Source organism: Bacillus sp. B.PNR1 (assembly GCF_030386235.1).
GTDB lineage: Bacteria > Bacillota > Bacilli > Bacillales > Bacillaceae > Bacillus > Bacillus stercoris.
This window is the reverse complement of the sequence record NZ_JANYMN010000002.1, coordinates 622,359-637,510: the sequence shown is the minus strand read 5'-3', so window position 1 is coordinate 637,510 and position 15,152 is coordinate 622,359. Positions and strand designations below refer to the sequence as shown.

Below are 15,152 nucleotides of genomic sequence, written 5' to 3'. Positions count from 1 at the left end.
CGCTTCTCTTGCAAAAAATGAAAGATATCCGGGGAGGATTTTATCATTGAAAAAAATCGTGTCTATCCTATTTATGTTCGGTTTGGTTATGGGTTTCAGCCAGTTTCAGTCATCAACTGCTTTTGCAGCTGACAAAGTGGTTCACGAAACAATTATCGTACCAAAAAATACAACATATGACGGGAAAGGACAGCGGTTTGTGGCAGGGAAAGAACTAGGTGACGGAAGCCAGTCCGAAAACCAAAAACCTGTTTTTCGTGTGGAGGATGGAGCAACTCTGAAAAATGTGGTGCTCGGCGCACCTGCTGCTGATGGCGTGCACACTTATGGAAACGTTAACATTCAGAATGTGAAGTGGGAAGATGTTGGTGAGGATGCGTTAACCGTGAAGAAGGAAGGTAAAGTGACCATCGACGGCGGCTCTGCTCAAAAAGCGTCAGATAAGATTTTCCAAATCAATAAAGCCAGTACATTCACAGTGAAAAATTTCACGGCAGACAATGGCGGGAAGTTCATTAGACAGCTTGGCGGTTCAACCTTCCACGTTGATGTGATCATTGATAAGTGCACCATCACAAACATGAAGGAAGCGATATTCCGGACGGACAGCAAAACAAGCACGGTCAGAATGACAAACACACGCTACTCTCATGTCGGTCAAAAATGGATTGGCGTTCAGCATATTTACGAAAACAACAATATTCAATTTTAACAAAAAAGTCCGCTGATGTTTATTCAGCGGACTTTTTCAATCTTTCTTGCATTTCTTCCTTCGTATAGATGATCCTCATCGGATTCCCACCGACAAATGCCCCGTCAGGCACATCCTTATGGACAAGCGTTCCGGCGGACACAACTGCGCCATCCCCTATTTCCACTCCAGGCAGAATGGTCGTGTTGGCACCAATCATTACTTCGTCTCCGATCAGAACTTTGCCGATCCGGTATTCCTGAATCAAATACTCATGGGCCAAAATGGTCGTATTGTACCCGATGATTGTATTCGTTCCGACTGAGATCTTTTCCGGAAACATGATATCTGGCATCACCATGAGGGCAAAGGATGTCTGTTTTCCAACCTTCATCCCCAGAAATGTACGGTACAGCCAGTTTTTCATCCCTATAAACGGTGTATATCGCGCAATTTGTATGACAATGAAATTTTTGACGACCTTTACAAAAGGGACCGTTTGATAGACATGCCACAGTGAGTTGGCCCCCGAGACCGGATGACGATCTGTTTTTCTCACAGATTACTTCACTCCAACAATTTGTAATAGATCACTCATTTTCTCAAGCATAAAATCAGGCTCATGCTTCGCCAGCGTTTCCGGCCCTTTAATCGTCCATGCGACTCCTGCGGTTTTTGTTCCGGCGTTTTTCCCTGCCAGCACATCATGGTAATTATCACCGACCATAATGGCTTCCTCGTGCTTGCTTCCTAGCTGTTTCAGCGCTAACAGCACAGGCTCGGGATCAGGCTTCGCATTTGTCACATCATCAAGGGTAACAACCGTTTCAAAGAATTCTCCGATTCCCGTGAGCTTGAGGCCCATATTGACAGTATCTCTTAATTTTGTTGTCACAATTCCTAATTGAAAGCCGGCTTTTTTTAATGCATCCAGGGTCTCATATACCGTTTCATATTCAGTCACGAGTGAATCATGCATGTCATGATTGTATGCTCTGTACATAGCGATCATATCCTCGCATTTATCAGGGTCCATCGAGGAGAACGTTTCAAAAAGAGACGGTCCGATAAACGCAAGGACATCTTCTCGTTTATACTTGCCCGGATAATAATGCTCCAGTGTATGCAAAAAGGACGCGATAATTAATTCATTCGTATTAATAAGCGTTCCGTCTAAATCAAACAGAATCGTCGTTACTTGTTTGTCACTCATATTGCTTCCTTTCCAACCGCTGAGGGTTTCCACTTTTTCCATGTATGCGCAATAGCCATTGTCAGCAGAACTGCTGTGGTGACACGAATAAGAAGAAGAGGCCAGACCGGTATGCCGAGCGGAATAAAGACAAGTGTATCTTCCACGACCGCATGGCAGGCAACGAGAAATATAAATGCCAAAGTCATGTCCCGCTTGCTCACGCCGTCATCCTCGACAGCTTTGATCATGACACCCGCTCCGTAGGCCAGACCAATCGTCAGTCCCGCCACCATCGTCATAGACGTATTTTTATTCATGCCAAGCAGCTGCGTAAACGGCGAGAGCCACCTGGAGAACCGATGCAGCCAGCCTAAATCTCTTAAAAACTGGATGATGATCATCAGCGGGATTACTATTGCCGCCAGCTGCAAAACACCAAGCCCGGCTTTCGTTAAGGCTTCTGCCAGCATTGCCAGCCAGCTGTCCGGCGCAACGCTCTTCGCAGCGATAAAACCGTACTGTGCCGTTTCCTGTCCGCCATGCCAAATGAGGTTGATGACGATGGCTGACACAGCGGCCAAACCGATACGCACCGCCAATATAACGCCAATTCTGATGCCAACCTTTGCGGCAACTGTCGATTCGATAATCAAATTATGACAGAATGAAAGCATAACAGCTAAAATAAAGACTTCTTTTACAGACAAATCCAACGTCAAAATCCCGGCAATTCCCGCATACAGATTCAGCATATTTCCCAGCACAAGCGGAATGGCCGCTTCACCGGAAAGCCCGAAGAGACCCATTACCGGTGTGATCAGCCGTACAAGCCAATCCATGACAGGCGTATGCTGAAGCAAAGTGACCAATAGTGTTACCGGGAAAATGACTTTACCGAGTGTCCATGTTGTTTGAAGACCTGCCGCAAGACCGGCCAGAAAGATCTTCTTCATCCCCCATCCCCCTTTGTTGACGTCTACTCCGCGTACCGCTCCTTCGAGTATCCCTTGACGCGTCTGAAGATGATGGCTGCCACAGCCAAAACAATCAACACGATTGAAATCACCTGAGCAATGCGAAGTGATTCTGTCAGCATTAAGCTGTCAGTCCGCATTCCTTCAATAAAGTATCTTCCGATTGAATACCAAATGATATAGATCAAGAACATCTCGCCTCTTCGCAAATTCGCTCTGCGCAGAAGCAGTAAAACAATAACGCCGACAAAGCTCCATAGTGATTCATATAAAAAGGTAGGATGATAATATTGCCCATTGATGTACATTTGATTGATGATAAATTCAGGCAGGTGCAGGCTTTCTAAAAAGGCTCTGCTGACAGCCTCGCCGTGCGCTTCCTGATTCATGAAGTTCCCCCAGCGGCCGATCGCTTGGCCGAGCAAAATGCTTGGCGCGGCAATATCCGCAAGCTTCCAGAACGAAAGGTTTTTCACTCTCGAAAACACATAACCAGTTAAAATGGCGCCAATTAGCCCGCCGTGAATGGCAATGCCGCCCTTCCAGATCTTAATGATCTCTCCCGGATGTGCCGCATAATAATCCCATTCAAAGGCAACGTAATAAATTCGTGCGCAAATAATTGCAATCGGAATGGCAAACAAGACAAGATCAATAAACGTATCTTTCTGCAGCCCCCGTTTCTCACTTTCCCTCATCGCAATCCACAGCCCCAGCAAAGCGCCGAGACCGATAATGATTCCGTACCAATGGACGGCTAACGGCCCCAGCTGAAAAGCTATGGGATTGAGTGGTTCTATCGCTTCATTCATTTAACGCCAACTCCTATTCCTCTTGTTCACCGTCTTCAATGACGTCCGCCAGCTTGTTCGTAAATTGCTCAGCGGCATTCAGCCCCATCCGCTTCAATCTAAAGTTCATTGCTGCCACTTCGATGATGACTGCCAGATTTCGGCCAGGACGGACGGGAATCGTCAGTTTTGTGATTTCTGTATCAATGATTTTCATGGTTTCTTCCTCAAGCCCGAGACGGTCGTATTGCTTGCCCTGCTCCCAAAGTTCAAGGTTCATGACAATCGTGATTCGTTTATTGCTTCTGACCGCGCCGGCGCCAAACAGCGTCATCACGTTGATAATGCCAAGCCCCCTGATTTCAAGGAGATGCTCAATTAATTCCGGAGCGTTTCCGACAAGGGTATCCTGATCCTCCTGCCGAATTTCAACGCAATCATCGGCGACAAGACGGTGCCCCCGTTTCACAAGCTCCAGCGCTGTTTCACTTTTCCCGACGCCGCTTTTTCCTGTAATCAGCACGCCGACACCATATATATCGACAAGAACGCCATGAATCGCCGTGGTAGGCGCCAGCCGGCTCTCAAGAAAGTTGGTTAATCGGCTTGACAGTCTTGTCGTTTTTAGCGGCGATCTGAGGACAGGCACCCCATTTTTCTCAGAAGCGTCAATCAGCTCCTGCGGGATTGGCATATCTCTAGAAAGAATAATAGCTGGTGTTACATCAGTGCACAGAGACTCCATTCGCTGCTTTTTATCCTCTTCCGGAAGCTGTTCAAAGAAAGAAAGCTCTGTTTTTCCAAGAAGCTGCACGCGCTCTCTCGGGTAATATGTAAAATATCCGGCAATTTCAATGCCTGGTCTTGATAGGTCACTCATTGTAATCGGGCGGTTAATTCCTTCTTCTCCGCTGATTAATTCCAAATTGAACTGTTCCATTACGTCTTTTGTGCGAACCTTTGCCACGATATGTTCCTCCTGTTCCGGGCTGCCCCGAGCTTGCTCACAATACTTTCATTTTATCACTTTCGGGCTTGAACCTAAAACAGATTTTATAAAGGCGGGAAAACACCTCAGCTGGTCTAGATCACTAGTCTGAAAAAGAGTAAAATAAAGGTATTCAAATTACAGAAAGGCGGATCATCTATGGCAGAGAGTCTTCTTATCAAAGGCATATCGATCGTGACAGAAAATGAAGTAATCAAAAACGGCTATGTCGGAATCAATGACGGAAAAATCAGCACAGTCTCAATAGAACGGCCCAAGGAGTCATATTCAAAAGAGATTCAAGCACCTGCGGATTCCGTTTTGCTTCCCGGCATGATTGACATTCATATCCACGGGGGCTATGGAGCGGATATGATGGACGCAAGCTTTTCCGCCCTTGACATCATGTCGTCAAGACTGCCCGAAGAAGGCACGACGAGCTTTTTAGCCACAACAATTACCCAAGAGCATGGGAACATTTCTCAAGCGCTGGTGAATGCAAGAGAGTGGAAAGCGGCTGAAGAGTCCTCTTTATTAGGTGCGGAACTGCTCGGCATTCATTTAGAGGGTCCCTTTGTTTCACCTAAAAGAGCCGGAGCCCAGCCAAAAGAGTGGATCAGGCCTACTGATGTTGCGCTGTTCAAAAAGTGGCAGCAGGAGGCGGGCGGACTGATCAAAATTGTTACACTTGCGCCGGAGGAGGATCAGCATTTTGAACTGATCCGCCATTTGAAAGACGAATCGATTATTGCGTCCATGGGGCACACAGATGCCGATTCCGCATTGCTGTCGGAGGCCGCCAAAGCAGGCGCGACCCATATGACCCATCTGTACAACGCGATGAGCCCGTTTCATCACCGAGAACCCGGAGTAATTGGAATGGCACTGGCTCATGATGGATTTGTGACAGAGCTTATCGCCGATGGCATCCACTCCCATCCTTTAGCGGCAAAGCTTGCTTTTCTGGCAAAAGGCAGCAGCAAGCTCATTTTAATTACTGATTCCATGAGGGCAAAAGGACTGAAGGACGGCGTATATGAATTCGGCGGCCAAAGTGTGACGGTAAGAGGACGAACAGCTCTTCTTTCAGACGGAACCCTTGCCGGTTCGATCCTCAAAATGAACGATGGCGCACGGCATATGCGTGAGTTTACAAATTGCTCTTGGATGGATATAGCTAATATAACTTCTGCAAACGCGGCCAAACAGCTGGGCATCTTTGACCGAAAAGGCAGTGTGGCAGTGGGAAAAGATGCAGATCTGGTGATTGTCAGCAGTGATTGTGAGGTAATTCTCACCATTTGCCGCGGAAACATTGCATTTATATCCAAGGAGGCTGACCAGATATGAAAGTAATGGAATGTCAAACGTATGAAGAGCTAAGCCAAAAAGCAGCCAGAATAACAGCAGCTACAATCAAAGATAAGCCTGATGCCGTTCTCGGTTTAGCGACAGGCGGCACGCCGGAAGGCACATATCGCGAGCTGATCCGCCTGCACCAAACTGAGAATCTCTCATTTCAAAACGTCACTACAGTTAATTTGGATGAGTACGCCGGACTTTCAAACAACGATCCGAACAGCTATCATTTCTATATGAACGACCGTTTTTTTCAGCATATCAACAGCAAGCCTAACCGGCATTTTATTCCAAATGGAAATGCAGACGATTTGGAAGCCGAATGCCGACGGTATGAACAGCTAGTCGAATCCCTGGGCGGCACTGACATACAGCTTCTCGGCATCGGGCGAAACGGACACATCGGCTTTAACGAACCGGGAACGTCCTTCAAGTCGCGAACTCATGTTGTGACATTAAATGAGCAAACCCGCCAAGCGAATGCCAGATATTTTCCTTCCATAGACAGCGTGCCGAAAAAAGCACTGACAATGGGAATTCAAACAATACTCTCAAGCAAGCGCATTCTGCTGATCATTTCTGGAAAAAGCAAAGCGGAAGCTGTAAGTAAGCTGTTAGAAGGAAACATAAGCGAAGAGTTTCCCGCATCTGCTTTGCACCTGCATTCCGATGTTACGGTTTTGATTGATCGTGAAGCCGCGTCATTAAGACCTTGAAAGGAACATGCTGACTTATGCATATCAATAAACAATCGCCTATTCCGATTTATTATCAGATTATGGAGCAACTAAAAAACCAAATTAAGAGCGGAGAGCTGCAGCCGGACATGCCTCTTCCTTCTGAGCGCGAATATGCCGAACAATTCGGGATCAGCCGGATGACGGTTCGCCAGGCGCTTTCTAATTTAGTTAATGAAGGCTTGCTCTATCGCCTGAAAGGGCGGGGCACCTTTGTCAGCAAGCCAAAAATGGAACAAGCCCTCCAAGGACTGACAAGCTTTACCGAGGATATGAAAAGCCGCGGAATGACACCGGGCAGCAAGCTCATTGATTATCAGCTTATTGATTCAACTGAGGAGCTCGCGGCTATATTAGGCTGCGGGCACCCCTCCTCTATCCATAAAATCACTCGGGTGCGGCTGGCAAATGATATTCCGATGGCGATTGAGTCCTCACATATTCCGTTTGAGCTTGCGGGTGAATTAAATAAATCGCATTTTCAGTCGTCGATTTACGAGCATATTGAAAGGTACAACAACATACCGATTGCCCGTGCCAAACAGGAGCTTGAGCCAAGCGCTGCCACCTCGGAAGAAGCACACATTCTTGGTATCCAAAAGGGAGCGCCTGTCCTATTAATCAAACGAACAACATATCTGCAGAACGGAACTGCTTTTGAGCATGCAAAATCCGTATACAGAGGCGACCGTTATACATTTGTCCACTATATGGATCGTCTTTCATAAAAAAAGCCTCCAACCCTTTTCAAGGATTGGAGACATGGCGAAAATCAAACTGGTCTGGTGCCGGACGATATGTCTCTTTTTTCGTCTTGAACTTCCAGATCGGTGATTTCGTTTTGCCGTTAAAACTGTCTTCCACGATAATGTACCAATAATAAACAGACTGCGGTTCAAGATGATCCCAGTGGAATTCAGCTGTATCCCCGCTCTTCACTTGCTCTCGTTTTCCGAGCTCTTCATTGGTATATACGTTACATTCAAAATAATCGGTTTCCACCTTTTTGATTCTTGGCTTCAAATCAAGCGAAAGGGAAAATTCATCCTTGTTGCCATAGGTGTCCGTATCATAGTAATTCTTATCCTTTACATACGGAGAGTACGTCGATACGTGCACCATGTCATTGGCTTGGTCAAATTGAAGCAAACGCAAATACCCTTGCCCGCCTTCTGGCCCGCCCTGATAATCGGCCAGCATTTGATGCACGAGACGATCCGGTTTTCCATCACCATCATCATCCAGCTCATCTGTTTTTCTCATCGCACTATGATAATGCCCGCTCAACACCATCACCACATTCGGATTCGGCTTCACGATTTCTTTGAATATTTTCTCTCCGATTGGGCTTCTGTTTCCGCTGACCAGCAAATACTCATGAAAAGCTAAAATGGCCATCCGGTCAGGGTGCTTCTTCAGCACCTGATTCATCCACGCGATGTCTTCATCCGTAATGCCCCATCCCATGTAAAGCATGATATAATCGTTGCCGTTGCTCGAAATCAGGTCATAATGTCCGCGGTTGTTTTTATAGGAACCGCCGTAATGCAATTTTTTATCAAAACGATCGCTGCCAAAATATTTGCCAAACGCCCTGTAGGAACCATCCTTATGCCCGACATCGTGATTACCGGCCAGCACGCCGTATGGAATTCCGCTCTTATCCAGAACGGACATTGACCGATCAGCGTTTTTCCACTGTCTGATATCGGCAGAATCATCTACAATATCACCCGTGTGGAACACATATTTGATATTGAGCTGCTTTTGATTATCTTTTATCCATTCGGTCTGTTTATCAAAAATATGCGGATAGCTTTCGGCGTAATACTGTGTATCAGACATCCAGACAAATGTGTACATATCCTTCGCAGGAGGAATTTCATCCTGTACGATCACGTTCATTTTCGACTCCCGTACAAAATCGGAGGCGATCACAGACGCTTTCAGCGTAAATGGTTTGTCATCCTTCGCGACAAAGCTGTCAACGGGCTGCCATTCATTTGTCCGATAATTCCAGGCATACATCGTCACCTTTCTCCCCGGCAAAGAACTGCCCTTCCAAACTGCTTCCGCCAAATCATTCTCATCCACGGATTGATCAACAGTCACTTCAAAGCGATGATAAGGGAAAAGCTCTTTCTTTTCTGTCGATACTGTTTTTCCATCAGCAGCAGATACCAGCTCCAATTCTTTATTCGTAAACGGAGTCTCACTTTCCGGCACAAAGCTTTTCGGCGGTTCAGTCAGTGACGCGTGCTTAAATATTTTCACATGATTCCGCGCTGTATATTGAAATCCCCTATAAAAACCAACATCCATGGCATCATTCGTCGGATCCTTCACCCGCACAGAAAGCTTGGCCTTATGCGTGTCAGCTTCGGTGTCTATCACCTCCGGCTGGTCCGGATGCTCTCGTTCAATTTTAAACGTCCTCTCAATAACTGTTTTATTGCCCGCAAGATCCGTTGCCGTCACTTTTAGAGAATGTTTTCCCGGCAAAAGTTCAGAGGATGACGTATGATATGGAAGTGTAATGCTTTCCCCATCTAAAAACGCTTCCGCTTCCTCAATTATGCTCCATTTATCATACATATCCGCCTGCAGGATAAGGTTTCCTTTATATGTTTGCCCCTCGGTAATATTCGGCTCAATGTGAGGCCCTGAATTATCTACCCTTACAACCAGGCTGACATTTTCCTTGCCGTTGCTTGCTTGAATATGGTGAGCGCCTTCAGAAAGCTTTGATGTATCCCACTCCAGCAGCTGTGATGTAAACAGTCCGTCAGGCAGATTGAATTGGAATTGCCAGCTTTTATTCGAGCGCTGATTATCGCCAATCAAGAGTTCCTTCTCAGGGGAAACCCTCTCATCCCTGATCACCGTTCCATCCGATAACACCAATCGGGCGTTTTTGACTAAGAAGTCATCACGGTTTTCAGCCGTATCATATGGTGACACCTTTGAACCCGATCGTATTGTAATACGCTGCAGCTGCTTCCCTTTGCGCAGCAGCGTCTCCGGCAATGGAACAGAATAGGTGCGGTATTTATTTGTCGTATCATCGAACACTTTTAATACTTTGCCTTCCATCGTTACCGCGTTTTTAAAATAAAGATTCGTTTTCCTCGTATCAAACGCAAAATACACTTCTTTCTCCATCGCCGGCTCTGTCACTTGTTTTTTTCCGTCAATCCATAGCTTAATGCTGTCTGCTCGCCCGTCTGTCGTGGCTTTGAGAAATTGAGTTCCCGACAGCGTGTCTCTGTTTTCAATGTTCATCCGCAAACCATGCGACTTGCTTGTTTGTTTAATATCAATCATTTTAACAGGCGTTCTTGCTTCATTGATCCCGTCCCCGGCCGCCACGTAATACTCAAGCTGATCTTTCCCAATCAGTTCAGGTGAATACACTATATAATGGTAAAGATTATCGTTGCGGTCTTTTTCAGCAAGAATTCGCTTAAACGGTTTGTTTTCATCCGTCCGGTAGTAAAAAGCTGCTGTTTTCACCAGACTGCGATCCCTTATGTCAGCCCGCAGCTCAATGCTTTCAGCAGGGCGGACAGGCTTGCGGTCAGTCAAATCCTCAATAACCGGCTTTTCTTTATCCAGCTTGATTTTCCGTTTCTGCTCGGGTACCTGTGCCTGTAATACGGTTCCGGGAGACGGATTTTTTTCCCCGATTGAAATGTTCAAAAGTTCTGCAGTTCCGTTTAGCGGATACTTGTAAAGCACAGATGACAGCCGGCGCAACGCATGTTTCCGATAATGCGCTGCCGAAATATCCTTTCCTGTATTCGTTGATATTACAACCGCCCGCGGCCTCGTATTGGCCATACCCTCTGTCTCGTCTATCACCGCAAGATTTTTTCCTTCTATTAATTGTGTCTGATAATACCGATTGAAATCCTCCGGCGTCAATTCTGGATGCCCGGCAGGCTTCAGCCAGATAACAAACGTTTCACCGGATGGTATCAAGATCTTTTCATCAGGTCTCCAAATCAAATCGGAGTCAGGCCCTTCTTTTGGGTAGCGGTAACGGATATGGTAGTCTTTAAAATCAATCGTTCTGTCAGTCGTATTATAAATCTCAATAAATTCATAACCGTCTGCGCGTCCTATGTTCTTCGTATCAACCGCCAGCTCTGTGATCAGAAGCTCTGGAATATGCGCAAGGTCAGCCTGGTATCCTTCAAGCTTCAGTTTCTGCGTCTCCGACTCCACCCGCTGCTTCCCATTCGACATCACAATGTAATACTCAAGCTCGCTGTTCCAAATCAAACGTTTCGGAATTTGCGCCAAAAACTTGCGGACCGCTCCGGGTGTCGGATCCATCGGCACCATTTTGTAGCCCAGCTCATTACTTTGTTTGTAAAAAAGAAAGGCGGAAAATGCTTGATACGAATTGTCGCGAACTTGAGCCTCAATCATTAGGTTGCTTCTCATTTCAGCTTTCACATCAATTTGAGGAGGATTTTCAAGCAAAGGTATGTAATGAGGCGTTTGAAATGGTTCCTGCTGTATAACAGGAAAAACTTTCGATTCATGATGGCCGCCAGACAAAACGGAAAGAAAAGACAATAGCACAGAAGCGATAAATGTGTATTTCCTCACCAAAACACCTCCCTTTTCATGTATTTTGCGTCTGAACAGGGAAGCTTATGAGTTCATTTTTAAACAATGTCCAATCTGACAAAGCAACAAAAAGCGATTACTTCACAATTTTTTAAGAAGGCTGCAGAACATGTAAAAAAGCTGCCTTTGCGGCAGCTTTTTTTTATTTTTTTCTAAGCGGCTCTAAAATGCCTTTTTGAATCAATAAATGAAATACCGACAGGATAACGGATGCCCATATCGCTGTGCCGAAGCCGTCGATTTGAAAACTGTCACCCATGATGGACGCAGTCATCATCAGTGTGATGGCGTTAATCACAAACAAGAAGAGCCCAAGCGTCACCATGGTGACCGGCAGTGTAAAAATAATTAAAAGCGGTTTAATCAGCACGTTTAAGATCGATAAAATGAGGCTGGCGATAATCGCTGCCCCAATGCTGCTGATATGGATGGAGTCAATATATCCATCAATGACGATTAATAACAATGCATTGACTAAAATGCTGACTGCCCATTTTACCATGTCATTTCATATCCCTTTCTGACGGGACGATAAAAATCCAAATGATATAAATGAGCAAAACCGGTAAGACACTTGTCATAATTGCTAAGATGACAGTTATGACTCTGAGGAGTGATGCATCCCAATTGAAATATTCCGCGAGACCTCCAATGACACCAGCGATTTTCTTGTCTTTTTCTGAGCGATAAAGCTTATTCATTCGATCACCTCTGTGAGTACTTTAGTTTGATGGCGCCTGTTAATGATTCTGAGAAGACGGTGATGTTTTGATCATGTGCCTGATTTGAAGTGAACATCATTTCTTTTTGAATGGTTTCATTTTTTTCCTTCAGCATCTCAACATCCATTAATTCATGGGACAGCGAACCAAGATTGCTTTTCAGCTCTGCCTTCACTGCGAGATCGTCCGGAATCGCAAGCTCCACACTCCCAGTCGTTGTTTTTGCATAAATGGAGCGGCAGTCTGATTCTGTTACGTTAATCGCAATATTTCCGTTAAAGCTTTGAACGTCAATGGATTCGCTTTTCCCTCGGAGATCGATCAATCCGTTAATGGTTTCCGCTTCTATCGTTCCGCAGCTGTGGCTGGCGAGCTTAATTTGCCCGTTGGCCGTTTCAGCAATGGCTTTTCCAGCTGTTAAATGTGAGAACGACAGCACACCGTTTGTCGTTTTCGCTGAGAACTCTTTTACATGTAAATGTTCCCCTCTGATCGGTCCATTAAACAGCTTCACCCGAATCTTATCATACTCCTTTTGAGGAATATACAAAGTGACATTCGTTTTCATCGTCTTTTTCTCAGTACGGATAAAAAACTTATTTCCTTTGATTTCGCATTCAATATGCTGAAGAAATGCATGTCTCGCCGCATCCTGGCTGTCAGCGCGATATACCTTTGCCTGGCATTCCGCTCTGATATCCTCATCTTCCCAAGGGACGATATTCACGCTGCCATTGGCAATTTGCAGCTCGACACTGGAAAAGTCAGTATCTTTAAATTGAAAAATGTGCTGAACATCATATGCATGGCCGAAGTTTAAATCAAGGTCAACTTCCTTGACCTTTTTCACAGCAGAATCAATCCAGTCAAACAGCTTGGCTCCTAAAGACGGCTTGCCGCTCTCTTTTTTTGCCGTTGTAAATGGCTCTTCCTCGTCATGAACGTGAACTGAGAGCGCTGTGATTTTCTCTTCTTTTTCCTTATAGTCGCTGTCAAGTTTTTCAATCAGTGTCAAAGCCTCTTGTGCGGTAAGCTTCCCTTCCTCAACAAGCTTAAGGATTCGTTCCTTTTCTTGCTTCATTACGATCTCCTCCCCATTGTCTACTTATGCTGCACGCAGGACCTTAATGCCCTGAATCACATTCCAAATGATAATGCCAATGACAACCAAGAAATAAATAACCGCTCCCCCAATGATTACAAATACGGGAAGAAGGCTGTCTCCATCAATCGCAATAGCTCCGCCAAGTAAAGCAATAAAAAGGAACAGCCAGCCGACAAACGGAACAATGTGAGAAATAAGAGAACGTATCGCATGGCGTTTTGTTTCTTTCTCATTTACTACAAAATAAGCGACAATCGGCACAATGATTGGCGCAATGAACACACTGAAGTAACAAAGTGATGCAATAATAGCTTGATTACGGTTCAATTCATTCCACACTCCTATTGTGAATTGTCCATGACAAAAGATCAGGGACGTTTTACTTATTTATACGTTTAAAATCTCTTCAGGTTTCAAATTCATTCTTTAGACATGCTCCGATTTACGGAAATTGGATTTTAAAAAGTTTTAGAAGTAGAATCTTCCGGCTATACCGATTACAATATGTAAAAAGCTTACGGCAACCAAGGAGGCTGGACAAGCAATGGAGAAAGATACCAGTGACTATACAGTAACACAAGAATCCGTGTTAAAGCTGATTCATGAACAAAAAAGAATGAATCGTGAAATGATCGCCGAGCTTGAACAGATTCACGGTCCCTTCCCGATCTCTCACGATATCCAATATATAAAAGTGCTCCTCGATAGCAGCAACACGCATATTGTTCAAGATTTAATGAGTGTAAGTAAGCAGCTGTATAAGAAGACTTTATAATTGCGGAAAACATTTCATTTATGATAACTGAAACAAAGCTAAAGGTTAGATGACAATATCTTGCCTTTTTTGTTTTGAAAAAACAAGTGATTCCCTAACTGTCACATCATGATTGTAACAAAAAAAGCCTGCCGGCACATCCAGTTAATGGACTCTGTCGGCAAGCTGTGACTGTGACTATCAAAAAGAGATAGCCGTTCAGAATTAACGCAACAATTGAAGCACGTTTTGCGGCTGTTGGTTTGCTTGAGCAAGCATCGCCTGAGAAGCTTGAGAAAGAATGTTGTTCTTTGTGAACTCGCTCATTTCTTTCGCCATGTCAACGTCACGGATACGAGACTCAGCAGCTGTCAGGTTTTCAGAAGAAGCACCAAGGTTGTTGATTGTGTGCTCTAGACGGTTTTGTACCGCACCAAGTTTAGCGCGTTGAGCAGATACTTGATTCGTTGCTGCGTCGATAGCTCCAAGTTGATCGTCAAATGAATTAGTTGTGAAATCTGTTACTTTAATATCTTTGATTTTGATAGCGTCTGAACCTAAGTCAGCAGCTTTCATGCTCTCAATGTTTACACTTAACTGCTGTCCGCCATTCGCTCCAATTTGGAATGTAAGCTGTTTACCGCTTGCTTCTGAAAAAGAACCGTCTAACAGGTTTTTACCATTAAATTGCGTACGGTCCGCAATACCTTTACTTCCGTCTTGCCCACCGATCTCTTCAATTAAAGAGTCCATTTCGTCTTGGATCGCTTGAAGGTCAGTATCATCTTGCGTACCAGTGTTTCCAGCTTGAACAGTAAGTTCACGCATACGTTGAAGGATTGCATGAGTTTCAGTCAATGCACCCTCAGCTGTTTGGATAAGAGAGATTCCGTCTTGAGAGTTTTTAGAAGCCATTTCAAGACCTCTGATTTGTCCTCTCATTTTTTCAGAGATCGCAAGACCCGCTGCGTCATCTCCCGCACGGTTGATACGAAGGCCTGAAGACAGTTTCTCCATGTTCTTTTGGCTCGCACCGTTGTTTGAAGACAAACGGTTCAGTGTGTTAAGTGCTGCGATATTGTGGTTAATTCTCATGTGTAAATTACCTCCATGTGTATTTATTCTGAAATCAAAGACTTCCTTTTCTTTGATTTCTGGCGTATGAGATTCCAATAAAGCTTCTAACCTATGTAGATTC

16 protein-coding genes are annotated in these 15,152 nt (G+C 45.0%); 5 read left to right on the top strand and 11 right to left on the bottom strand.

Annotated elements, in window-relative coordinates:
• Window positions 1–46 precede the first annotated feature (46 nt).
• Window positions 47–712: a pectate/pectin lyase PelC gene (gene pelC / locus NZD81_RS14570; RefSeq protein ID WP_227099288.1), complete on the top strand. Its 666-nt coding sequence runs from the start codon at window positions 47–49 to the stop codon at window positions 710–712.
• Between the two features lie 19 nt (window positions 713–731).
• Here pelC and hprF read toward each other — a convergent pair whose 3' ends face one another.
• From hprF to hprK, 5 genes are read right to left on the bottom strand one after another with little or no spacing between them, the layout of a single operon-like run.
• Entirely contained in the window at window positions 732–1,250 is a 519-nt protein-coding gene (gene hprF / locus NZD81_RS14565) for a heptaprenylglyceryl phosphate O-acetyltransferase (RefSeq protein ID WP_289860940.1), read from the bottom strand.
• Between the two features lie 3 nt (window positions 1,251–1,253).
• Entirely contained in the window at window positions 1,254–1,904 is a 651-nt protein-coding gene (gene ppaX / locus NZD81_RS14560; protein ID WP_289860939.1) for a pyrophosphatase PpaX, read from the bottom strand.
• Window positions 1,901–2,839 carry a nucleoside recognition domain-containing protein gene (locus tag NZD81_RS14555; RefSeq protein ID WP_014665517.1) on the bottom strand — a complete coding sequence of 313 codons (939 nt, stop codon included), beginning with the start codon at window positions 2,837–2,839 and terminating at the stop codon, window positions 1,901–1,903. The genes ppaX and NZD81_RS14555 overlap by 4 nt, the downstream gene beginning before the upstream one ends.
• 23 nt (window positions 2,840–2,862) lie before the next feature.
• Entirely contained in the window at window positions 2,863–3,672 is an 810-nt protein-coding gene (gene lgt, locus NZD81_RS14550) for a prolipoprotein diacylglyceryl transferase (RefSeq protein ID WP_014665518.1), read from the bottom strand.
• A gap of 13 nt (window positions 3,673–3,685) precedes the next feature.
• Window positions 3,686–4,618, bottom strand: a complete 933-nt coding sequence (gene hprK, locus NZD81_RS14545) for an HPr(Ser) kinase/phosphatase (protein ID WP_014665519.1) — start codon at window positions 4,616–4,618, stop codon at window positions 3,686–3,688.
• 180 nt (window positions 4,619–4,798) lie between these two features.
• On the opposite strand from hprK, the gene nagA reads away from it, so the two are divergent.
• Genes nagA through nagR form a run of 3 tightly spaced genes read left to right on the top strand, consistent with a single transcriptional unit; the run spans window position 4,799 to window position 7,463 of the window.
• A complete protein-coding gene (gene nagA, locus NZD81_RS14540; protein WP_289860938.1) occupies window positions 4,799–5,989 on the top strand; it encodes an N-acetylglucosamine-6-phosphate deacetylase in 1,191 nt (396 codons plus the stop codon).
• The gene (gene nagB / locus NZD81_RS14535) at window positions 5,986–6,714 is read left to right on the top strand and encodes a glucosamine-6-phosphate deaminase (RefSeq protein ID WP_069838634.1); all 729 of its coding nucleotides are present in this window, start codon (window positions 5,986–5,988) and stop codon (window positions 6,712–6,714) included. The genes nagA and nagB overlap by 4 nt, the downstream gene beginning before the upstream one ends.
• Before the next feature lie 17 nt (window positions 6,715–6,731).
• Complete coding sequence (gene nagR, locus NZD81_RS14530; RefSeq protein ID WP_103031078.1) at window positions 6,732–7,463, top strand: N-acetylglucosamine utilization transcriptional regulator NagR; 732 nt, start codon at window positions 6,732–6,734, stop codon at window positions 7,461–7,463.
• A 19-nt stretch (window positions 7,464–7,482) separates the two neighbouring features.
• Here nagR and NZD81_RS14525 read toward each other — a convergent pair whose 3' ends face one another.
• The 5 genes from NZD81_RS14525 to yvlA all read right to left on the bottom strand — a co-directional run bounded on the left by NZD81_RS14525 (window position 7,483) and on the right by yvlA (window position 13,527).
• Window positions 7,483–11,352, bottom strand: a complete 3,870-nt coding sequence (locus NZD81_RS14525) for a lamin tail domain-containing metallophosphoesterase family protein (RefSeq protein ID WP_289860937.1) — start codon at window positions 11,350–11,352, stop codon at window positions 7,483–7,485.
• A gap of 163 nt (window positions 11,353–11,515) precedes the next feature.
• Window positions 11,516–11,875: a phage holin family protein gene (locus tag NZD81_RS14520; protein ID WP_003228066.1), complete on the bottom strand. Its 360-nt coding sequence runs from the start codon at window positions 11,873–11,875 to the stop codon at window positions 11,516–11,518.
• A 1-nt stretch (window position 11,876) separates the two neighbouring features.
• A complete protein-coding gene (locus NZD81_RS14515; RefSeq protein ID WP_014665524.1) occupies window positions 11,877–12,074 on the bottom strand; it encodes a PspC domain-containing protein in 198 nt (65 codons plus the stop codon).
• Between the two features lie 4 nt (window positions 12,075–12,078).
• Window positions 12,079–13,176, bottom strand: coding sequence for a DUF4097 family beta strand repeat-containing protein (locus NZD81_RS14510; protein WP_069150401.1), 1,098 nt, complete (start codon window positions 13,174–13,176; stop codon window positions 12,079–12,081).
• Window positions 13,177–13,200: 24 nt separating this feature from the next.
• Window positions 13,201–13,527 (bottom strand): protein YvlA, encoded by a 327-nt coding sequence (gene yvlA, locus NZD81_RS14505; RefSeq protein WP_014665526.1) that lies wholly within the window; start codon window positions 13,525–13,527, stop codon window positions 13,201–13,203.
• A gap of 217 nt (window positions 13,528–13,744) precedes the next feature.
• On the opposite strand from yvlA, the gene NZD81_RS14500 reads away from it, so the two are divergent.
• Window positions 13,745–13,975 (top strand): hypothetical protein, encoded by a 231-nt coding sequence (locus NZD81_RS14500; RefSeq protein ID WP_014665527.1) that lies wholly within the window; start codon window positions 13,745–13,747, stop codon window positions 13,973–13,975.
• A gap of 204 nt (window positions 13,976–14,179) precedes the next feature.
• On the opposite strand, the gene hag is transcribed toward NZD81_RS14500, so the two are convergent.
• Complete coding sequence (gene hag / locus NZD81_RS14495) at window positions 14,180–15,049, bottom strand: flagellin Hag (protein WP_040081686.1); 870 nt, start codon at window positions 15,047–15,049, stop codon at window positions 14,180–14,182.
• Between the last annotated feature and the right edge of the window lie 103 nt (window positions 15,050–15,152).